The 20,301-nt window shown below is 56.5% G+C and carries 17 protein-coding genes; 11 read left to right on the top strand and 6 right to left on the bottom strand.

What is annotated here, in order from left to right:
- The first annotated feature begins 90 nt into the window (after positions 1 to 90).
- Positions 91 to 783 carry an aspartate/glutamate racemase gene (locus SK53_RS12745; protein ID WP_048209559.1) on the top strand — a complete coding sequence of 231 codons (693 nt, stop codon included), beginning with the start codon at positions 91 to 93 and terminating at the stop codon, positions 781 to 783.
- Here SK53_RS12745 and SK53_RS12740 read toward each other — a convergent pair.
- Positions 778 to 1,704, bottom strand: coding sequence for a LysR family transcriptional regulator (locus SK53_RS12740; protein WP_023295367.1), 927 nt, complete (start codon positions 1,702 to 1,704; stop codon positions 778 to 780). The genes SK53_RS12745 and SK53_RS12740 overlap by 6 nt on opposite strands.
- A 120-nt stretch (positions 1,705 to 1,824) precedes the next feature.
- Here SK53_RS12740 and lysA point away from each other — a divergent pair, with 120 nt between their 5' ends.
- Positions 1,825 to 3,087, top strand: coding sequence for a diaminopimelate decarboxylase (gene lysA / locus SK53_RS12735; protein WP_003862815.1), 1,263 nt, complete (start codon positions 1,825 to 1,827; stop codon positions 3,085 to 3,087).
- On the opposite strand, the gene SK53_RS12730 is transcribed toward lysA, so the two are convergent.
- Positions 3,057 to 4,094 (bottom strand): LacI family DNA-binding transcriptional regulator, encoded by a 1,038-nt coding sequence (locus SK53_RS12730; protein WP_023314776.1) that lies wholly within the window; start codon positions 4,092 to 4,094, stop codon positions 3,057 to 3,059. The two genes, lysA and SK53_RS12730, sit on opposite strands and share 31 nt — an antisense overlap.
- A gap of 299 nt (positions 4,095 to 4,393) precedes the next feature.
- Between SK53_RS12730 and SK53_RS12725 the strand changes: the two genes are divergently transcribed.
- The 4 genes from SK53_RS12725 (at position 4,394) to SK53_RS12710 (ending at position 8,479) form a co-directional block, all read left to right on the top strand.
- Positions 4,394 to 5,719 (top strand): PTS sugar transporter subunit IIC, encoded by a 1,326-nt coding sequence (locus SK53_RS12725; RefSeq protein WP_003862812.1) that lies wholly within the window; start codon positions 4,394 to 4,396, stop codon positions 5,717 to 5,719.
- Between the two features lie 7 nt (positions 5,720 to 5,726).
- Positions 5,727 to 7,154 carry a glycoside hydrolase family 1 protein gene (locus tag SK53_RS12720; protein ID WP_048209556.1) on the top strand — a complete coding sequence of 476 codons (1,428 nt, stop codon included), beginning with the start codon at positions 5,727 to 5,729 and terminating at the stop codon, positions 7,152 to 7,154.
- Positions 7,155 to 7,232: 78 nt separating this feature from the next.
- Complete coding sequence (locus tag SK53_RS12715) at positions 7,233 to 8,006, top strand: GntR family transcriptional regulator (RefSeq protein ID WP_003862809.1); 774 nt, start codon at positions 7,233 to 7,235, stop codon at positions 8,004 to 8,006.
- Positions 8,003 to 8,479: a GNAT family N-acetyltransferase gene (locus SK53_RS12710; RefSeq protein WP_003862808.1), complete on the top strand. Its 477-nt coding sequence runs from the start codon at positions 8,003 to 8,005 to the stop codon at positions 8,477 to 8,479. The genes SK53_RS12715 and SK53_RS12710 overlap by 4 nt, the downstream gene beginning before the upstream one ends.
- On the opposite strand, the gene galR is transcribed toward SK53_RS12710, so the two are convergent.
- Positions 8,434 to 9,456: an HTH-type transcriptional regulator GalR gene (gene galR / locus SK53_RS12705; RefSeq protein WP_003862806.1), complete on the bottom strand. Its 1,023-nt coding sequence runs from the start codon at positions 9,454 to 9,456 to the stop codon at positions 8,434 to 8,436. The genes SK53_RS12710 and galR overlap by 46 nt on opposite strands.
- A 617-nt stretch (positions 9,457 to 10,073) precedes the next feature.
- Between galR and aas the strand changes: the two genes are divergently transcribed.
- Both aas and lplT read left to right on the top strand, forming a co-directional pair.
- Positions 10,074 to 12,233 (top strand): bifunctional acyl-ACP--phospholipid O-acyltransferase/long-chain-fatty-acid--ACP ligase, encoded by a 2,160-nt coding sequence (aas, locus tag SK53_RS12700; RefSeq protein ID WP_023314771.1) that lies wholly within the window; start codon positions 10,074 to 10,076, stop codon positions 12,231 to 12,233.
- Positions 12,226 to 13,419 carry a lysophospholipid transporter LplT gene (gene lplT / locus SK53_RS12695; RefSeq protein ID WP_048209554.1) on the top strand — a complete coding sequence of 398 codons (1,194 nt, stop codon included), beginning with the start codon at positions 12,226 to 12,228 and terminating at the stop codon, positions 13,417 to 13,419. Before aas ends, lplT begins: the two co-directional genes overlap by 8 nt.
- A 93-nt stretch (positions 13,420 to 13,512) precedes the next feature.
- Here lplT and SK53_RS12690 read toward each other — a convergent pair whose 3' ends face one another.
- The 3 genes from SK53_RS12690 to mutH form a co-directional block, all read right to left on the bottom strand.
- Entirely contained in the window at positions 13,513 to 14,553 is a 1,041-nt protein-coding gene (locus SK53_RS12690; protein WP_048209552.1) for an NADP(H)-dependent aldo-keto reductase, read from the bottom strand.
- A gap of 132 nt (positions 14,554 to 14,685) precedes the next feature.
- A complete protein-coding gene (locus SK53_RS12685; RefSeq protein ID WP_003862794.1) occupies positions 14,686 to 14,904 on the bottom strand; it encodes a YgdI/YgdR family lipoprotein in 219 nt (72 codons plus the stop codon).
- 128 nt (positions 14,905 to 15,032) lie between these two features.
- Positions 15,033 to 15,725, bottom strand: a complete 693-nt coding sequence (gene mutH, locus SK53_RS12680; protein ID WP_003862792.1) for a DNA mismatch repair endonuclease MutH — start codon at positions 15,723 to 15,725, stop codon at positions 15,033 to 15,035.
- A 683-nt stretch (positions 15,726 to 16,408) separates the two neighbouring features.
- Here mutH and rppH point away from each other — a divergent pair.
- The 3 genes from rppH (at position 16,409) to lgt (ending at position 20,301) form a co-directional block, all read left to right on the top strand.
- Positions 16,409 to 16,939 (top strand): RNA pyrophosphohydrolase, encoded by a 531-nt coding sequence (gene rppH / locus SK53_RS12675; RefSeq protein ID WP_003862791.1) that lies wholly within the window; start codon positions 16,409 to 16,411, stop codon positions 16,937 to 16,939.
- Positions 16,940 to 16,951: 12 nt separating this feature from the next.
- Positions 16,952 to 19,198, top strand: a complete 2,247-nt coding sequence (gene ptsP / locus SK53_RS12670; protein WP_003862789.1) for a phosphoenolpyruvate--protein phosphotransferase — start codon at positions 16,952 to 16,954, stop codon at positions 19,196 to 19,198.
- 227 nt (positions 19,199 to 19,425) lie between these two features.
- Positions 19,426 to 20,301, top strand: a complete 876-nt coding sequence (gene lgt, locus SK53_RS12665) for a prolipoprotein diacylglyceryl transferase (protein WP_003862787.1) — start codon at positions 19,426 to 19,428, stop codon at positions 20,299 to 20,301.

The raw sequence follows: 20,301 nt of genomic DNA, 5'->3' as shown, positions 1-20,301 counted from the left end.
CTCACCCGCCGAGAAAAGGAAACGTTTAGCCAAATAACTGGAAAGGCGATCACAAGTTTGCTTCACTGGGTGAAACGCACAGGAGGAAAGATGAAAACGCTCGGTCTGTTAGGGGGCATGAGCTGGGAATCAACGATCCCGTACTACCGCCTGATTAATGAAGGCGTTAAACAGCGTATGGGCGGTCTGCATTCGGCCAGCCTGCTGCTGCACAGCGTGGATTTCCATGAAATAGAAGCCTGCCAGTCGAGCGGGGAGTGGGACAAAGCGGGGCAGATACTGGCGGACGCCGCGCTCGGGCTGGAGCGTGCGGGCGCGCAGGGTATTCTGCTGTGTACCAACACCATGCATAAGGTGGCGTCGCACATTGAAGACCGCTGTTCGCTGCCGTTCTTACATATCGCGGATGCCACCGGGCGTGCCATACGTACCGCCGGCATGACGCGCGTGGCGCTGCTGGGGACGCGCTACACCATGGAACAGGATTTTTACCGCGGGCGGCTGAGCAGCCAGTTCGGGATTGAAAGCCTGCTCCCGGAGGAGGCTGACCGGGCGCACATTAACCAGATTATTTTTGATGAGCTGTGTCTGGGCACCTTCAGCGAAGCTTCGCGCGCCTGGTACGTCAGCGTGATAGAGAAACTGGCGCAGCAGGGAGCGGAAGGGGTCATCTTCGGCTGTACCGAAATCGGTCTGCTGGTGCCTGCAGACCGAAGCCCGATACCGGTCTTCGATACCGCCGCCATCCATGCCGCGGATGCGGTGGAGTTTATGCTGTCATAAAGGTTTTTGCAGGTCAGGTAAGCGAAGCGCCACCTGACGCGCGTGCGCAATCAGATGTTCACTAAAGGCATCAACCAGCGCTGAGGCGGGCCGGTGCAGCGGGCGGATCAGGCTCACGGTAAAGGGAACGGAAACGCTAAAACGGCGCAGAACCACGCCGCTGCTGGCGTAGTCCATGGCCGTGAGCGGGTTCACCACCGAAATACCCACGCCCGCGCGCACCATCGCGCAAATTGACGCCGCACTGTGCGTTTCCATCACCATCCGCCGCTTCACCTGATGTTCGGCAAACAGGCCATCCAGAAGCTGCCGGTAGCTGTCGGTCTGCGACAGGCTGATATAGTTCTCACCGTGAAAATCCGCCGGTGTCAGCACGGTTTTGTGGGCAAGCGGGTGGCTGGCAGGCAGCACGCAGACCTCATCCAGCGACAGCAGCTCCGTGCGTTCCGTTCCCGCTGGCGTGACGAGGGTTTCAGTCAGACCCAGATCGTGGCGCTGGGCCGAAAGCCACTCCTCCAGCAGCGGCGACTCCTGCGGCACGATGGTCAGGCTGACCTCCGGATAGCGGGCCAGAAACGGCTGTAACAGTACCGGCAGGAATGACTGGGAAAAGACCGGCAGGCAGACGATGGACAGTTCGCCCTGGCGGAACTCCCTCAGGCTCTCTGCCGCGCTCACGATCCTGTCCAGCCCGTACCAGGAGCGCTGAACCTCCTCAAACAGACGTAAACCCTGCACCGTTGGATGCAGCCTGCCGCGGGTGCGTTCAAACAGCTTCAGCCCCAGCACTTTCTCAAAACGCGCCAGCTCGCGGCTGACCGTCGGCTGCGAGGTGTGCAGCATGTGCGCGGCTTCAGTGAGATTGCCGGTGGTCATCACCGCATGAAAAATCTCGATATGGCGTAGGTTAACGGCGGGCATAGGGCACCTGATGGCTGAGCGTGTTCCATATCATTTTTGCATAGACTCACGATAAAACGATATTTTTTATTCTCTTCAGGCTATGGCGTAATGATAAAAAACAGATTTCCGGAGACGACCATGCCACGCCCGCTCAACCAGACCGAAACCGATTTAAACGCCGATAACCTGCTGCGCCTGCCTGCCGAATTCGGCTGTCCGGTGTGGGTCTACGATGCGCAGATTGTCCGCGAGAAGATCGCCGCGCTGCATCAGTTTGACGTGGTGCGTTTTGCGCAGAAGGCCTGCTCCAATATTCATATTCTGCGCCTGATGCGCGAGCAGGGCGTGAAGGTTGACTCCGTATCGCTGGGTGAGATCGAACGTGCGCTGGCGGCCGGGTTTGATCCGAAAGCCGACAGCGACGCGATCGTCTTCACCGCTGACCTGATAGACGACGCCACGCTGGCGCGCGTGCACGAGCTGCAAATCCCGGTCAATGCTGGTTCGGTGGATATGCTGGAACAGCTTGGGCAGGTCTCTCCTGGCCATCGCGTCTGGCTGCGCGTCAACCCGGGCTTTGGTCACGGCCACAGTCAGAAAACCAACACCGGGGGCGAAAACAGTAAACACGGGATCTGGTATGCCGATATGCCTGCGGCGCTGGAGGTTTTACAACGCTACAACCTCAAGCTGGTGGGCATTCACATGCATATCGGGTCCGGCGTGGATTATGGCCATCTTGAGCAGGTCTGTGGCGCAATGGTGCGTCAGGTTATCGATTTTGGTCAGGATCTGGAGGCGATCTCCGCCGGGGGAGGGCTTTCGATCCCTTACCGCGAAGGAGAAGAGGCGATCGACACGGATCACTATTACGGCCTGTGGAGCGCCGCGCGTGACAGGATCGCTGCCCATCTGGGCCATGCGGTGAAGCTGGAGATTGAGCCGGGTCGTTTCCTGGTCGCCGAAGCTGGCGTGCTGGTGGCGCAGGTGCGGAGCGTGAAGGAGATGGGAAGCCGTCACTTTGTGCTGATTGATGCTGGCTTCAACGACCTGATGCGCCCGTCCATGTACGGCAGCTATCATCACATTACCGCGCTTGCCGCCGATGGCCGCGATCTGGTCAACGCGCCGCGCATCGAGACCGTTGTTGCCGGCCCGCTGTGTGAATCCGGTGACGTCTTTACTCAGCAGGAAGGCGGGAAAGTCGAAACCCGTTCGCTGCCAGAGGTAAAACCGGGAGATTATCTGGTGCTGCATGATACCGGTGCGTACGGGGCGTCTATGTCTTCCAACTACAATAGCCGCCCGCTGCTGCCGGAAGTGCTGTTTGATAACGGCGTGGCGCGGCTGATTCGCCGTCGCCAGACCATTCAGGAGCTGCTGGCGTTAGAGCTGGTCTGATAAAACCACGGCCCTGTTGTCACCGAATCGCGTAAAACCAGCGTGCCGGTGAACGGCGGGATCGCTTCAACCGGCTGGTTTTTTGCCAGCCGGATCGCCTGGTCGATTGCCGTGACGATCATGTTGTCGATCGGCAAATATACCGACGACAGGGCAGGCTCCAGCCACTTTGCGCTGGGGGCATCGTCAAAACCAAACAGCGAAATATCCTGCGGGATCTTCAGCCCGGCCTGGTGTAATGCTTTGGAGGCGCCCAGGGCCATATCATCATTACAGGCAAACAGGGCGCTGAACGATGTCTTTTCCGCAATCAGCTCCTTGCACAGTTCGTAACCCCGCGTCATGCCTGCATCGCCGTATTTAATCCGCCGCTCGTCGAGACGAATACCGTGCTTCTCCAGCGCCTTACGGTAGCCCATCAGCCGCGCTTTACCCGTTGGGGTGTGGATCGGGACGGTGATACAGGCGATCTCCCGATGACCCTGGCTTATCAGGTAATCCACCGCTTTGAAGGCCGCGTCCTGCTGTTCAAAGAAGACGCAGCGATCCGCCGCCTGGCTCACTTCACGGTTAATGATCACCAGCGGCGTCTGCACGCTGTTGATCAGCTTCAGGATCGTCTTTTCGCTCATGTATCGCGTGTACAGCACGATGGCGTCGCACTTGCGGTCGGCGAGCATCTGCACCGCCTGTTCTTCCTGTTCAGGGGCGTCGTGACCGTCGGTGACAATCAGCTGTTTTCCGTGCTTTTCGGTCTGCCGTGACGCCTGCTGTAGCAAACGACCAAAGTAAAAACCGTCGAACGTCGAGACGACAAGACCAATGCTGTTGCTGGTCTGGTTAGCCAGCGAACGCGCGAGAAAGTTCGGACGATAGCCCAGCTCCTCCATCGCGCGAAATACCTGCTGACGCGTGCTCTCTTTAACCTGACCTGTGCCGTTCAGCACGCGCGAAACGGTGGCCTTCGACACGCCAGCACGCAGTGAGACATCCAGCATTGTTGCCATTCGAAATTCCTGTTTCCACGTAATGGTTTGCAGTTTAACACAGACCATCCGGCGCATAAGCGACGTGGGAAGGGCAAAACCCCATAACGATCACGCTTTTCGGTAACGATCCTCGCCAGCGGGATAAATGCCTGTCATTGGCATGCCAAAATGGTGATAAATCGCAATCTGGAATACCTCTTACCTCATTGAGAGCTTAATCACAGAACAAAGCGCCTGTGGGCGCTATTTTTGGCATACCAATAGTATCCGGCTGTCCATCTTATTCAATAAAAGCCCTTTTACTGAGGTATTACCCTATGGCATTTCAGGAAAAACTGATCGACGCTCTGGGCAGTTTTGCCACCACCTTCAACAGCTATCGCTATATCCAGGCGATCAAGTCTGCGTTTATTACCTTAATGCCGGTCATCATTGTGGGGGCGTTCTCGGTACTGATCTCCAATATGGTGCTGGATCCGAAAAACGGCCTGGCGAGCTTTCAGTCGCTGTCGTTTCTGGCGGCGTTAAAGCCGATCACCAGCGCGCTCAACTATGCCACGCTTAACTTTCTCAACATCGGTGCGGTGTTTTTAATCGGCATTGAGCTGGGGCGTATTAACGGCATTAAGTCCCTGTTCCCCGGCCTGCTGGCGGTGATCTGCTTTATCTGTGTGACGCCAACCACGGTGGAAATGCTGGTGGACGGCGAGATGCACGTGGTGAAAGACGTGCTGCTGCGCCAGTTCTCCGATACCCGCAGCCTGTTCCTCGGCATGTTTATCGCCATCCTGTCAGTGGAGATTTACTGCTGGCTGGAAAACCGCAAGGGGCTGAAAATCAGGATGCCGGACACGGTGCCGCCGAACGTCGCCGCGTCGTTCTCTGCGCTGATCCCGGCCATTATCACCACCACCGCCATCGCCACCTTTGGCTTCGTGTTTCATCAGATTACCGGCATGTATCTCTACGACGCGGTTTACCAGGTGGTGCAACAGCCGCTGGAGCGCGTGGTGCAAAGCCTGCCGGGGATCCTGCTGCTGATGTTTGTCGCCCAGCTGTTCTGGGTGATTGGTATTCACGGCAACCAGATGATCAAGCCGATCCGCGAGCCGCTGTTGCTGGGGGCAATCACCGTTAACATGAGCGCGTTCGAGCAGGGCAAAGAGGTGCCAAACATCATCACCATGCCGTTCTGGGACGTCTATATGAGCATCGGCGGCTCCGGCCTGACCATCGGCCTGCTGATCGCCGTCATGATTGCCACCAAACGTAAAGAGATGAAGGAGATCGCTAAGCTCTCCATCGGCCCGGGTATTTTTAATATCAACGAGCCGGTGATCTTCGGGATGCCAATCATGCTCAACCCGATCCTGGCTATCCCGTTCATCATCACGCCGCTGGTGACGGGCTCGATTGGCTACTTTGCCACCGTGACCGGATTTGCCGGGAAAGCCGTGGTGATGGTGCCCTGGACCACGCCGCCGCTGATCAACGCCTGGCTGTCAACCGCGGGCTCCATGGGGGCGGTGATCACCCAGTTTATCTGCATCGTGACCGCGGTGATTATCTATCTGCCGTTTGTGAAAATTGCCTCACGCCGCGCAGAGCAGGCCGCGCTGCAACAAGCCACCGATAACGCATGAGGACCGGATGAGCATAAAACAGATAACTATACCGCAGGATTTTATGCTGGGCGCGGCGGCATCGGCCTGGCAGACCGAGGGCTGGAGCGGCAAAAAGCCAGGGCAGGATTCGTGGATCGATCTCTGGTACAAGAACGATCGTCACGTCTGGCACAACGGCTATGGCCCGGCGGTGGCAACCGACTTTATTAATCGCTTCCGTGAAGACGTGGCGCTGATGAAGCAGGCGGGCCTGACGCACTATCGCACCTCGATCAACTGGTCGCGCTTTTTGACCGACTATGAAAACGCCACCGTAGATGAAGAGTACGCCGCCTATTACGACGCGCTGTTCGATGAAATGCACCGTCAGGGCATTGAGCCGATGATCTGCCTGGAACACTACGAATTGCCGGGCGTGCTGCTGGAAACCTACGGCGGCTGGGCGTCGAAGCACGTCGTCGAGCTGTTCGTTCGCTATGCGGAAAAAGTGTTTGAGCGCTTTCACGGCAAAGTCACCCGCTGGTTTACCTTCAACGAGCCGATTGTGGTCCAGACGCGCGTCTACCTTGACGCACTGCGCTGGCCCTATGAGCAGAACACCAGCACCTGGATGCAGTGGAACCACCATAAAGTGCTGGCGACGGCGAAAGTGGTGAAGCTGTTTCGCGAGAAAGGGTATGACGGCTCAGTGGGTTGTATTCTTAACCCGGAAGTGACCTATCCACGCTCGCGCGCACCGCATGACGTGCGAGCGGCAGAGATGTACGATCTGTTCTACAACCGCGTCTTTCTCGGCCCACTGGTGCACGGGCGCTATCCGCAGGCGCTCTTTACCCTGCTGGCGCAGCATCAGGTGCAGTGGGACTACACGGCTGACGAGCTGGCGCTGATTGCCGACAACACCGTCGACGAGCTGGGCATTAACCTCTATTACCCGCATCGCGTCAAAGCCCCGTCCCGCGCCTGGCACCCGGAGACGCCGTTCCACCCGGCGTATTACTACGAGCCGTTCGAGCTGCCGGGGCGGAGGATGAACACCTCCCGCGGCTGGGAGATCTTCCCGCGCATTATTTACGACATGGCGATGCGGATTAAAAACGACTATCGCAACATTGACTGGTTTGTAGCGGAAAGCGGGATGGGTGTGGAGAACGAAGCGCAGTTTCGCAATCGCGACGGCATTATCGATGACGCGTACCGCATCGCGTTTATCAGCGAACATCTCTACTACACGCTGCTGGCGCGGGAGGCGGGGGCAAACTGTCACGGTTATATGCTGTGGGCCTTCACCGACAATGTCTCGCCGATGAACGCGTTCAAAAACCGCTACGGGCTTATTGAGATCGACCTTGAAAACCATCGCGCACGGCGGGCAAAGAAATCGGCGTCCTGGTTCCGCCAGCTGCGCGATGAGCGTGTGCTGACGCTCAGTGTTGACGATGAATGGAAGTAAGCCTTCTGGTAAAATAGCGCACAAACTGGCCGGGAGGACGTCCGGCCCGCGCATTAACTGAAAAACACAGGTGAAAACGTGGATAAGGCTGTCATCCTGCCGGAAAAAAAACAGTACCAGGAGATTGGCGAGGATTTACGGGCGCAGATTATCCAGGGGCATTATCCCGTGGGATCGCGTCTGCCGCCGGAGCGCAACATCGCCGAGACGTATGGCGTGAGCCGCACTATTGTGCGCGAGGCGCTGCTGATGCTTGAGCTTCAGGGGACGGTGGATATTCGCCAGGGGTCTGGCGTGTACGTGATGCGCATTCCGGAGGAGCATGAAAACGAGGAAGAGCGTTTTCTGAACAGTGACGTGGGGCCGTTTGAAATTCTCCAGGCGCGTCAGTTGCTTGAAAGCAACATTGCCGCCTTTGCCGCAAAAATGGCGACGCGGGCGGATATCGACAACCTGCGCCGCATCATCGAGCAGGAGCAACGGGCGATTGCCGCCGACGATCGCAGCCAGGACAACAACAAAATGTTCCACCTGGTACTGGCGGGGGCCACACAAAACCAGATGCTGCTGGCGACCGTTGAAAGCGTCTGGCATCACATGGACAGCAGCCCACTGTGGCAGCAATTCAACGGCCACATCGCCAGCCGCGCATGGCGGCTGAAATGGCTCGGCGACAGGCAAACCATTCTCGCTGCGCTCCGCCGCCGCGACGTGATGGGGGCGTGGCAGGCGATGTTCCAGCATCTTGAAAACGTCAAAAAGAGCCTGCTTGAGCTGTCAGACGAAGACGCACCCGATTTCGACGGCTACCTTTTCGAATCGGTTCCTCTTTTCCAGGGGAAGCTGGTGTGAATATACTGCCGCTTCACGCTGCGCCGCAGTTTACACAGCAGGTGATCGACTGGATCTGGTACGCGTTTGGTGAAGGTATGCCGCGTGCCTTTTTCCAGAGCATTGTCGAGCACAGCCTGACGCCGGGCGAGTTACCGCTCACCTTTATTGCCGTTGAGGATGACCAGCTGCTGGGCACCGTTGGGCTGTGGCGTTGCGATTTAATTTCCCGACAGGATCTCCACCCCTGGCTGGCTGCGCTGTATGTCGATGAAGCCGCCCGGGGAAACGGGCTGGCGGGAAAACTTCAGCAGCATGTTATCGGCTACGCGCGACGCGCCGGGTATCACGAGCTTCATCTCTGGTCTGCCTGTCGCGACTTCTACGAACGTTACGGCTGGCACTACATCGGCGATGCGCTGGAATACCCGGATAAAACCGTCCATCTCTATCGCTGTTCGCTCACGGCTTCCGCGGGCGATACCACCGAGTGACGGCGCACTAAGGTTGGGCTGAACAGGTGAGTAATTTCCGGCGGCGGGCGATGCTCGGCCAGCGCTAACGCCAGTTCTGCCGCCTGCGTTGCCATGGTTACAATCGGGTAGCGCACGGTTGTCAGGCGAGGGCGCACGTAGCGCGACACCAGCACATCATCAAAGCCAATCAGCGAAATTTCTGCCGGGACGTCGATCCCGTTATCATTCAGCACGCCCATTGCGCCGGCGGCCATGGAGTCGTTATAGCTGGCCACGGCGGTGAAATTCCGCCCGCGTCCCAGCAGCTCGGTCATCGCCTGCTCGCCGCCACTCTCATCCGGTTCTCCGTACGCCACAAGACGATCGTTGCAGGGCAGACCGGCTTCGCGCAGCGCGTCGTAATAGCCCTGAAGGCGATCTTCCGCATCGGAAATTGGGTGGTTGGAGCACAGATAACCAATTCGGGTATGGCCCTGCTGGATCAGGTGACGGGTTGCGAGCCATGCGCCGTAACGGTCGTCGAGCGCCACGCAGCGGGTTTCAAAACCGGGAATAATACGGTTGATAATCACCATCCCCGGCATCTGTTTCATCAGATGGATCAGCTCGGCGTCGGGGATCATTTTGGCATGGACCACCAGTGCCGCACAGCGATGACGGATCAGCTGCTCAATGGCCTGGCGCTCTTTCTGTTCATTGTGGTAGCCATTACCAATCAGCAGGAAATTTCCGGTGTGATAAGAGACTTGTTCTACGGCTTTGACCATCGCACCGAAAAACGGATCGGATACATCCCCGACCACCAGCCCGATGGTTTCTGTCGACTGCTGGGCAAGGGCGCGCGCGTTGGCGTTAGGGTGATAATTCAGGTTTTCCATGGCGTCCTGCACGGCCTGGCGCGATGCATCACTCGCTTTAGGGGAGTTGTTGATTACGCGGGAGACGGTCGCGACGGAAACACCGGCCAGACGAGCCACATCCTTAATTGTCGCCATTCAATACCTTCTTATAGGGGTAAGCGTTTACACACTAACTAGTGTTGCGGAAAAGCGGCGCGCATTCAAGGGGAGCGGGTGAGCGTCCTCTGCAAACGTGAAGCAGAACATCCCTCGCGGTGTAATCGTTACACGGCCAGTCATGTCTGAATAATGGTAATCTGAACCTTTAGTTACACTTTGCCTCAGGCTGTTGCGATTGTCCGTTAGCAACGATGCGTTATGAATTGCTAGAGTCGAGATCCCAGAGGTATTGATAGGTGGAATCAACTTCGGTTGATTAACACGATTTACACCAACCTGCGTTTTACGCAGGTTTTTTTTTGCCTGTAAGTTCAACCTGTAACAGCAAAAGAGAATATTCACACCTGGTTGCACTTCGGCTCATTCCCTTGCGTTTTCCCGCTGGCGAAGCCTGTCGCCGGAGGCCACAATCAAGATCCCAGAGGTATTGATTGGTGAGAATTCCTGGTACGTTTTCGTACTCTTCTCTTGCACCAACCTGCGCGGATGCGCAGGTTTTTTTTCGCCTCTGTTTTTGCTATCGCTCCCTCACTACTTCTCGTGTAATCTGCCACCATTTATACCTTTCACACTGGCTGGCAAAGGGAGTTGAAATGCTTTTTGGGTTCTTCCGCACACTGTTTCGTGTCCTGTTTCGCATCCGCGTGACTGGCGATACGCAGGCACTCTATGGCGAGCGTGTTCTTATCACACCGAATCACGTCTCTTTTCTTGATGGCGTATTGCTGGCGCTGTTTTTGCCCGTGCGGCCCGTCTTCGCGGTGTACAGCTCCATCAGTGAAAAATGGTACATGCGCTGGCTCAAACCGCTGATTGATTTTGTCCCGCTCGATCCAACCAAACCGATGATGATTAAACATCTGGTGCGTCTGATTGGGCAGGGGCGTCCGGTGGTTATCTTCCCGGAAGGGCGGATTTCAGTGACGGGCTCCCTGATGAAAATTTACGATGGGGCCGGTTTTGTCGCGGCGAAGTCTCAGGCCACCGTCGTGCCGCTACGCATCGACGGGGCTGAGCTGACCTTTTTCAGTCGTCTGAAAGGGCTGGTGAAGCAGCGTCTGTTCCCGAAAATTACGCTGCATATATTACCGCCGACGTCACTGCCGATGCCCGAGGCGCCGCGTGCGCGCGACCGCCGTAAAATCGCCGGGGAAATGCTGCACCAGATTATGATGGAAGCGCGCATGGCCGTTCGCCCGCGCGAGACGCTGTATGAATCGTTGCTGTCGGCCCAGTATCGCTACGGTGCGAAGAAAAACTGCATTGAAGACATCAACTTTACGCCGGATACCTACCGTAAGCTGTTGACCAAAACGCTGTTTGTCGGGCGTATCCTGGAAAAATACAGCAAACAGGGTGAAAAGATCGGCCTGATGCTGCCAAACGCGGGTATCAGCGCGGCGGTGATCTTTGGTGCCGTCTCCCGGGGCCGCATTCCGGCGATGATGAACTACACGGCGGGCGTGAAAGGGCTCTCCAGCGCGATTACCGCGGCGCAAATCAACACCGTCTTTACCTCCCGCCAGTTCCTGGATAAAGGCAAGCTGTGGCACCTGCCGGAACAGCTGACGCAGGTGCGCTGGGTGTTCCTGGAAGATCTGAAAGCAGACGTCACGACCGCCGACAAGCTGTGGATTTTCGCGCACCTGCTGATGCCGCGTCTGGCGCAGGTTAAGCAGCAGCCGGAGGATGATGCCATTATCCTCTTTACCTCCGGCTCTGAAGGCAACCCGAAAGGTGTGGTTCACAGTCACAAAAGCATTCTGGCGAACGTCGAACAGATTAAAACCATTGCTGACTTTACCGCCAACGATCGCTTTATGTCGGCGCTGCCGCTGTTCCACTCATTTGGTCTGACCGTGGGGCTCTTTACGCCGCTGCTGACCGGTGCCGAGGTGTTCCTCTACCCAAGCCCGCTGCACTACCGCATTGTGCCGGAACTGGTTTATGACCGTAACTGCACGGTGCTGTTCGGGACGTCCACCTTCCTCGGAAACTACGCGCGCTTCGCCAACCCGTATGATTTCTTCCGCGTGCGCTACGTGGTGGCGGGGGCGGAAAAACTCCAGGACAGCACGCGCCAAATCTGGCAGGACAAGTTTGGCCTGCGCATTCTGGAAGGCTATGGCGTGACGGAGTGCGCGCCGGTGGTCTCCATCAACGTTCCGATGGCGGCAAAACCCGGAACGGTTGGCCGCATTCTGCCGGGGCTGGACGCGCGTCTGCTGGCGGTGCCGGGTATTGAAGACGGCGGACGTCTTCAGCTGAAAGGGCCGAACGTCATGAACGGCTATTTGCGTGTGGAAAACCCGGGGGTGCTTGAGGCGCCGACGGCTGAGAACGTCAATGGCGAGGTTGAAACGGGCTGGTACGACACGGGCGATATCGTGCGCTTCGACGATCAGGGCTTCGTGCAGATCCAGGGACGCGCAAAACGCTTCGCCAAAATCGCCGGGGAAATGGTCTCTCTTGAAATGGTCGAGACGCTGGCGACCGCAGTCTCAGCAGAGAAAATGCATGCGACCGTGGTGAAAAGTGATGCCAGTAAAGGCGAGGCGCTGGTGCTCTTCACGACAGACGGTGAACTGAAGCGTGACGCGCTGCTCAGGTATGCACGCGAACACGGTATCCCCGAGCTGGCGGTCCCCCGCGATATTCGTTACCTCAAACAGTTACCGGTGCTGGGCAGCGGTAAACCCGATTTCGTGACCCTGAAGGGCATGGTTGAAGAGGCAGAACAGCAAAATGCGTGAGTCAGTGCACACTAACACTTCAATCTGGTCGAAAGGCATGATGGCGGTTATCGCCGCCCAGTTTCTTTCCGCGTTCGGCGATAACGCGTTGCTGTTTGCCACGCTGGCATTGCTGAAAGCTGAGTTTTATCCCGACTGGAGCCAGCCGATCCTACAGATGGTGTTTGTGGGTGCTTACATCGTATTTGCGCCGTTTGTCGGCCAGGTGGCGGACAGCTTCCCGAAAGGTCGTGTCATGATGTTTGCCAACAGCCTTAAGCTTCTGGGCGCGGCAAGTATCTGCTTTGGTATCAACCCGTTTGTCGGCTACACACTGGTGGGCATTGGTGCGGCAGCCTACTCCCCGGCGAAGTACGGTATTCTGGGTGAGCTCACCACCGGTGATAAGCTGGTGAAGGCCAACGGCCTGATGGAGTCCTCCACCATTGCGGCTATTCTGCTGGGTTCGGTGGCGGGTGGCGTACTGGCAGACTGGCATGTGCTCGCCGCGCTTGGCATCTGCGCCCTGATGTACGGTGGCGCGGTGATCGCCAACCTGTTTATCCCCAAACTGGCCGTGGCGCGTCCGGGGCAATCCTGGCGCTTCGGGCCCATGACCGGCAGCTTCTTCAACGCCTGCCGCGTACTGTGGCGTAACGGTGAAACACGCTTCTCGCTGATGGGCACCAGCATGTTCTGGGGGGCCGGCGTTACGCTGCGTTTCCTGCTGGTGCTGTGGGTGCCGGTGGCGCTGGGCATTACTGACAACGCCACGCCGACTTATCTGAATGCCATGGTCGCCGTCGGGATTGTTGTCGGGGCCGGGGCTGCGGCAAAACTGGTGACGCTGGAAACCGTCGCGCGCTGCATGTCTGCGGGGATCCTGATTGGCGTCGGCGTTCTGTTCTTCTCCCTGCAACATGCCATATTGCCTGCCTATGCCCTGCTGTTGCTGATCGGCATGTTAGGCGGTTTCTTTGTGGTGCCGCTAAACGCGCTGTTGCAGGAGCGCGGCAAGCAGACCGTTGGGGCGGGTAACGCCATTGCGGTGCAAAACCTTGGTGAAAACATGGCGATGTTGCTGATGCTGGGGATTTACTCGCTGGCGGTAAAAGCAGGTGCGCCGGTCGTGGCAATCGGGGTAGGATTCGGCGCGCTGTTCGCGCTGGCGATTAGCGGGCTGTGGGTCTGGCAGCGTCGTCGTTGAATTGTGCTGCCTGATGCCCTCACCCCGGCCCTCTCCCACAGAGAGAGGGTGAAAACCCTAAAAACGGCAACGTGCGTTGCCGTTTTGCTTTTATTACGGTGCCGGGTAGGTATAAACCTGATGCACCGCTTCTATCTCCGCTAATACCTCTTCACTCAGGTTCAGATTGAAACTCTCAATATTGGTTTTCAACTGATCCATCGTCGTTGCGCCGAGCAGGGTACTCGCCACAAATGGCTGACGACGCACGAAGGCCAGCGCCATCTGCGCCGGATCGAGTCCGTGGCGTTTCGCGATATCCACGTAGGCCGCAACGGCTTTTTGCGTCTGCTCGCCGCTATAGCGGGTGAAGCGGCTGAAAAGCGTGTTACGCGCGCCAGCCGGTTTCGCGCCGTTCAGGTATTTGCCCGTCAGGGTACCGAAGCCCAGACAGGAGTAGGCGAGCAGCTCCACCTCTTCGTACTGCGTCACCTCCGCCAGACCCACTTCATAACTGCGGTTCAGCAGGCTGTACGGGTTCTGAATGGTCACGATGCGCGGCAGATCGTGTTTATCGGCCAGATGCAGATAGCGCATCACGCCAAACGCCGTCTCGTTGGAAACGCCGATGTAGCGGATCTTACCCGCCCGCTGGCACTCCGTGAGCGCTTCCAGCGTTTCCAGCAGGGTAACGGCCGGAGCACTTTCGTTCCAGGTGTAGCCAAGCTTACCGAAGCAGTTCGTCGGACGCTGCGGCCAGTGCACCTGATAAAGATCGAGATAGTCGGTTTGCAGGCGCTTGAGGCTTGCATCCAGCGCCGCACGGATATTCTTGCGATCGAGGATCTGATTAGGGCGGATCCCGGCATCGTTATTACGGGAAGGTCCGCTGACTTTGGAGGCGATGACCAGCTTTTCGCGATTGCCGCGTTTCGCCAGCCAGTTGCCGACATACGTTTCAGTAAGACCTTGTGTTTCCGGGCGGGGAGGAACGGGGTACATCTCCGCCACGTCAATCAGGTTAATGCCCTGGCTGACGGCGTAATCGAGTTGTGCATGGGCATCGGCTTCGCTGTTTTGTTCACCAAATGTCATGGTGCCCAACCCCAGTTGGCTGATCTCCAGAACGCTGTGGGGGATACGATGATAATGCATAGCCGGTTTCCTTTTTTTGACATACAGACTGCGTCAGGAACCTCCCGACAAAGGAATATAAACATGGCAGAGGGAAGGCAAAAGGGGAAGGAAAAAATCAAAAAGGCCAGCAAGCTACTGACCTTTATCTGTTTAACGCTCGATGATCTGGGAGACTTCGTCGCGATTAATCTGCATTTGATTGCCTTCGCGATCGCGGTAACTCACCAGACCGGTATCGTCGTCGACTTCGGGTTTGCCATCGGTCAGGATCATACGACCATCTTTCGTTGACATGACATAGTCGCTGCTACAACCCGATACCGCAAACGCTAAACCGACTGCTGAGATAATTACTGCCCATTTTTTCATCGTTCTCATCCTCACCTGGCTCGTATCAAATCATAGTGTAGTAATAACCTGATATTACGACAGGTGAAAGGGGGGAAATCTTAAAAAGGAGGAGATTATGTTAGCCGGAGCGCAAAATTAGTAAAAAACTATGTTTTCAACAGGAAGTGGCGTGCCAGCAGTGCCCCGGTGAAATTCTTTTTAAGATAGAAACCGCGCGGCAGCGTGAGGATCGGTTCGCCCTGTGCGCCTACCGCTTCAGTGAGCGCTTTGCTATTGGCGGCTTTAGGACGAAGTTGCAGCACTTCGCCATGCCGGGCGGTGATCCGCTCAACCTGTCCCAGCACAATCATGTCCATCAGCTCTTCCCAGTCCTGGGAAAGCAGTCTCTCCTCTTCATCATTCGGACTCCAGAGCAGCGGGGCGCCAACGCGACGCTCTGCCAGCGGGATCTGCCTGTCGCCCTCAACGGGTACCCACAACACCCGCTTCAGCTTATGCCTGACGTGGCTGGTTTCCCAGGTCACTCCGCTGTTACCCGTGAGCGGCGCAACGCAGACAAAGGTGGTTTCCAGCGGCCGCCCCTGGCTATCGATGGGGATCGTCTTCAGTTCCACCCCCAGCGCCGCAAAATCTTGTTCAGGTTTACTGCCCGCGCTTGCGCCCAGCCAGCGTTCCAGCAACACGCCGATCCAGCCCTTATCACGCTTTAGATCGTTGGGTATCGTCAACCCCGCCATCACGGCCAGCTCGCCCAGTGAATAGCCTGCCAGACGTTGCGCCTGCTGGAGCAACTGGGCTTCACTGACGGGAGGGGAGAGCAGTGGGGCGAGAGAATGCATACTAACAACCTTTTGATTAAAAAATGAGCTGATATTTTATCCCTTGTGGACAGAGTTTACCTTTTTCTGAGTGAATATCCCATGCGTATGATTTATTTCATCTTTTTTAGACTATAGCCCGTCGCGCCGCGGCTAAAAAACAGGTTGTGCAATTCTGGTCACTGACAATAAACAGGATCTTACACCATGTTATCCACAGAAAAATGGGATAACTGGGAATAACTGCCACTACTGTTTCAATTTACAGCCTTGACGTGCGATGAAAATCGAATTTTCACACAAATTGTGCCTAACTTATTGGCACAATCTGTGGATAAAACCGACGCTGTTCGATCTTTCATCAGCAGGAGGATCTTTGATGTGACGATCGTCACGTTAATCGCCTCTGGCGCCCTTAATTCCAATATAATATTATGAATTTAAATGATTTATTATTGGCAGGGTAAATTGGCGTTTCGTCGGGTTAAAAGGTTGTTCATCGGTAATTCCGCACTTCTTCACAACTATATCCACAGAAAAGGTGAATAAAAATGGTCTCTGTCGCCCGCATCTGTTTATAACTCCTCACTAAATTGTGAGTTATTCAAATGTTATTAGGTTGCAGGCCTGTAAGAGAGTGGTTTACCGCCTCCCTGTAGTGTGAAACAATCATTCATATATCAGATTTAGTTTGGGGTAGTCCGGTGATTGATGACGATGGCTACCGCCCAAACGTAGGAATAGTAATTTGTAATCGTCAGGGCCAGGTGATGTGGGCCCGGCGATATGGTCAGCACTCCTGGCAGTTCCCGCAAGGCGGGATCAATCCTGGAGAGTCCCCAGAACAAGCGATGTACCGGGAGCTGTTTGAAGAGGTTGGTTTAAGCCGAAAAGATGTTCGTATTCTGGCTTCGACCCGCAACTGGTTGCGTTACAAGTTACCGAAACGTTTGGTGCGTTGGGACACAAAGCCGGTTTGTATCGGCCAGAAACAGAAGTGGTTTCTTTTGCAGTTGGTGGGCAACGATTCAGATATCAATATGCAAACCAGCAGCACGCCAGAGTTTGATGGCTGGCGCTGGGTAAGCTACTGGTATCCGGTTCGTCAGGTCGTGTCATTTAAGCGCGATGTATATCGTAGGGTGATGAAAGAGTTCGCAAGTGTCGTGATGCAGCTTCAGGAGACGCCTCCGAAGCCACAGAGCGCACCTGCCTGGCGACGTAAAAGAGGTTAAGCTACGCAAATCATGCTCACCCGCTTGCGAGAAATAGTTGAAAAGGTTGCCAGTGCGCCTCGCCTCAACGAGGCGCTGAATATTCTGGTGACGGACATCTGTCTTGCGATGGAAACCGAGGTCTGTTCGGTCTACCTGGCCGATCATGACCGACGTTGCTACTACCTGATGGCAACCCGCGGTTTAAAAAAACCACGGGGACGCACCGTCACGCTCGCGTTTGATGAAGGTATTGTTGGCCTGGTCGGGCGACTGGCGGAGCCAATCAACCTTGCCGATGCGCAAAAACACCCCAGCTTCAAATATATCCCTTCCGTCAAAGAGGAGCGGTTCCGCGCTTTCCTTGGCGTGCCTATTATTCAGCGCCGCCAACTGCTTGGCGTGCTTGTTGTCCAGCAACGAGAGTTGCGGCAGTACGACGAAAGCGAGGAGTCTTTCCTCGTCACGCTGGCAACGCAGATGGCTGCTATCCTCTCCCAGTCTCAGCTGGCAGCCCTTTTTGGGCAGTATCGTCATACCCGCATCCGCGCGCTTCCGGCCTCGCCGGGCGTCGCGATTGCCGAAGGCTGGATGGATGCCACGCTCCCGCTGATGGAGCAGGTCTACGAAGCCTCGACGCTGGATGAAGCGCTTGAGCGCGAACGGCTTACCGCTGCGCTGGAAGAGGCGGCGAATGAGTTTCGTCGCTACAGCAAACGCTTTGCCGCTGGCGCGCAAAAAGAGACGGCGGCTATTTTCGATCTCTACTCACACCTGCTTTCCGATGCGCGTTTGCGTCGTGAGTTATTTGCCGAGGTCGATAAAGGTTCGGTGGCAGAATGGGCGGTTAAAAAGGTCATTGAAAAATTTGCTGAGCAGTTTGCGGTGCTGACTGACGGTTATCTGAAAGAGCGCGCCGGCGATTTACGCGCGCTTGGGCAACGTCTGCTGTTCCACCTCGATGATACTATTCAGGGGGCGAACGCCTGGCCGAACCGGTTTGTGCTGGTGGCCGATGAACTCTCAGCGACGACGCTGGCTGAATTACCGCAGGACAGGCTGGCGGGCGTGGTGGTGCGCGATGGCGCTGCTAACTCCCATGCCGCCATTATGGTGCGCGCGCTCGGTATTCCGACCGTGATGGGGGCGGATATTCAGCCCTCCGTACTGCATCGCCGTACGCTGGTGGTGGACGGATATCGTGGTGAGTTGCTGGTGGATCCTGAACCGGTTCTCCTTCAGGAGTACCAGCGTCTTATCAGCGAAGAGAATGAATTAAGCAAGCTGGCGGAAGATGACGTCAACCTGCCCGCGCAGCTCAAGAGCGGTGAGCGGGTGAAGGTGATGCTCAACGCTGGCTTAAGCCCCGAGCATGAAGAGAAGCTCGGCAGCCGCATCGATGGCATCGGCCTCTACCGCACTGAAATACCGTTTATGCTGCAAAGCGGCTTCCCGTCAGAAGAGGAGCAGGTGGCGCAGTATCAGGGCATGTTGCAGATGTTTAATGACAAACCCGTCACGTTGCGCACCCTGGACGTCGGCGCGGATAAGCAACTGCCCTATATGCCCATCAGTGAAGAGAATCCCTGCCTCGGCTGGCGTGGGATCCGCATAACCCTCGATCAGCCGGAAATCTTCCTTATCCAGGTTCGTGCCATGCTGCGTGCCAACGCGGCCACGGGGAATCTCAGCATTTTGCTGCCGATGGTCACCAGTATTGACGAGATCGACGAAGCGCGGCGGTTGATAGAACGTGCAGGGCGCGAAGTGGAAGAGATGATCGGCTATGCGATCCCTAAACCCCGTATCGGCGTGATGCTTGAAGTGCCTTCGATGGTCTTTATGTTGCCGCAGCTGGCGACCCGCGTTGATTTTATCTCCGTTGGTACCAACGACTTAACGCAATACATTCTGGCAGTCGATCGCAACAATACGCGTGTTGCCAGCATCTACGATAGCCTGCACCCGGCGATGCTTCGTGCCCTGGCGATGATCGCCCGCGAAGCCGAGCAGCATAATATCGACCTGCGCCTGTGCGGTGAAATGGCCGGCGATCCGATGTGCGTGGCGATCCTGATTGGTCTCGGTTTCCGTCACCTGTCAATGAACGGACGTTCCGTTGCGCGTGTGAAATACCTGTTACGTCACATCGAACAAGATGAGGCGCGCGAACTGGCCGCGCGTAGCCTGGAAGCACAGCTGGCAGCCGAAGTGCGCCATCAGGTGGCTGCGTTTATGGAGCGACGCGGCATGGGCGGTTTGATCCGCGGCGGCCGCTGATCCCCACAAAATAATGACTGCTCGGACGACCCCTCTCCCTTGAGGGAGAGGGATGGGGTGAGGGAGAACAGCGCGCGTAAAACCCTATACACATCTTTTACATCTCAGGCGCATCCTCCGCGCCTGCCTTATGCTATGATTCGCAACTTTGGAGCACCTGCCAACGGCGGGAATGCAATTCACCCGCTGTCCACTTTCAGCGGAATAACAACATCTTGTGGTGACAGATGAACAGTGGTTATCTGCATTTTCCGGAATTCGATCCGGTTATTTTCTCAATAGGACCTGTAGCGCTGCACTGGTACGGTCTGATGTACCTGGTGGGCTTCGTTTTTGCCATGTGGCTTGCTGGCCGTCGCGCCAGTCGTCCGGGCAGTGGATGGACGAAGAACGAAGTGGAAAACCTGCTTTATGCCGGCTTCCTCGGCGTATTCCTGGGAGGTCGCATCGGTTATGTCCTGTTCTATAATTTCCCGGTATTCCTGAACGACCCGCTCTATCTGTTCCGCGTCTGGGACGGCGGTATGTCCTTCCACGGCGGACTGATTGGTGTGATCCTCGTGATGGTGATCTTCGCCAGACGCACCAAACGCAACTTCTTCCAGGTGGCTGATTTTATTGCGCCGTTAATCCCGTTTGGGCTGGGCGCAGGGCGTCTGGGCAATTTCATCAACGGTGAGCTGTGGGGGCGTGTCGATCCGAGCGTGCCGTTTACCATGCTGTTCCCGGGCTCCCGCGCAGAGGATATCGCGCTGCTGCCTTCGCATCCTGAGTGGCAGTCCATTTTCGATACCTACGGCGTCCTGCCGCGCCATATGTCACAGCTCTATGAGCTGGCGCTGGAAGGCGTGGTGCTGTTCATCATCCTGAATCTTTATATCCGCAAACCGCGTCCAATGGGGGCTGTCTCCGGTCTGTTCCTGATTGGCTACGGCGCGTTTCGTATCATCGTCGAGTTCTTCCGCCAGCCGGATGCGCAGTTTACCGGTGAATGGGTACAGTACATCAGCATGGGGCAGATCCTCTCCATCCCGATGATTGTCGCGGGTGCCATTATGATGATTTGGGCGTATCGTCGTCGTCCACAGCAACAACTTTCCTGA

The organism is Enterobacter sp. MGH119 (assembly GCF_001037675.1).
GTDB classification, from domain to species: domain Bacteria; phylum Pseudomonadota; class Gammaproteobacteria; order Enterobacterales; family Enterobacteriaceae; genus Enterobacter; species Enterobacter hormaechei_C.
The sequence above is the reverse complement of the archived record's forward strand: the minus strand, read 5'-3'. Positions and strand labels throughout refer to the sequence as shown.

Coding starts and splice junctions, on each gene's coding strand:
- SK53_RS12725 (WP_003862812.1), top strand. CDS start 4,394: ATGGCATTTCAGGAAAAACTGATCGACGCTCTGGGCAGTTTTGCCACC.
- galR (WP_003862806.1), bottom strand. CDS start 9,456: ATGGCGACAATTAAGGATGTGGCTCGTCTGGCCGGTGTTTCCGTCGCG.
- SK53_RS12685 (WP_003862794.1), bottom strand. CDS start 14,904: ATGAAAAAATGGGCAGTAATTATCTCAGCAGTCGGTTTAGCGTTTGCG.
- aas (WP_023314771.1), top strand. CDS start 10,074: ATGCTTTTTGGGTTCTTCCGCACACTGTTTCGTGTCCTGTTTCGCATC.
- lysA (WP_003862815.1), top strand. CDS start 1,825: ATGCCACGCCCGCTCAACCAGACCGAAACCGATTTAAACGCCGATAAC.
- SK53_RS12690 (WP_048209552.1), bottom strand. CDS start 14,553: ATGCATTATCATCGTATCCCCCACAGCGTTCTGGAGATCAGCCAACTG.
- lplT (WP_048209554.1), top strand. CDS start 12,226: ATGCGTGAGTCAGTGCACACTAACACTTCAATCTGGTCGAAAGGCATG.
- SK53_RS12740 (WP_023295367.1), bottom strand. CDS start 1,704: ATGCCCGCCGTTAACCTACGCCATATCGAGATTTTTCATGCGGTGATG.
- lgt (WP_003862787.1), top strand. CDS start 19,426: ATGAACAGTGGTTATCTGCATTTTCCGGAATTCGATCCGGTTATTTTC.
- SK53_RS12730 (WP_023314776.1), bottom strand. CDS start 4,094: ATGGCAACAATGCTGGATGTCTCACTGCGTGCTGGCGTGTCGAAGGCC.
- mutH (WP_003862792.1), bottom strand. CDS start 15,725: ATGCATTCTCTCGCCCCACTGCTCTCCCCTCCCGTCAGTGAAGCCCAG.
- ptsP (WP_003862789.1), top strand. CDS start 16,952: ATGCTCACCCGCTTGCGAGAAATAGTTGAAAAGGTTGCCAGTGCGCCT.
- SK53_RS12745 (WP_048209559.1), top strand. CDS start 91: ATGAAAACGCTCGGTCTGTTAGGGGGCATGAGCTGGGAATCAACGATC.
- SK53_RS12720 (WP_048209556.1), top strand. CDS start 5,727: ATGAGCATAAAACAGATAACTATACCGCAGGATTTTATGCTGGGCGCG.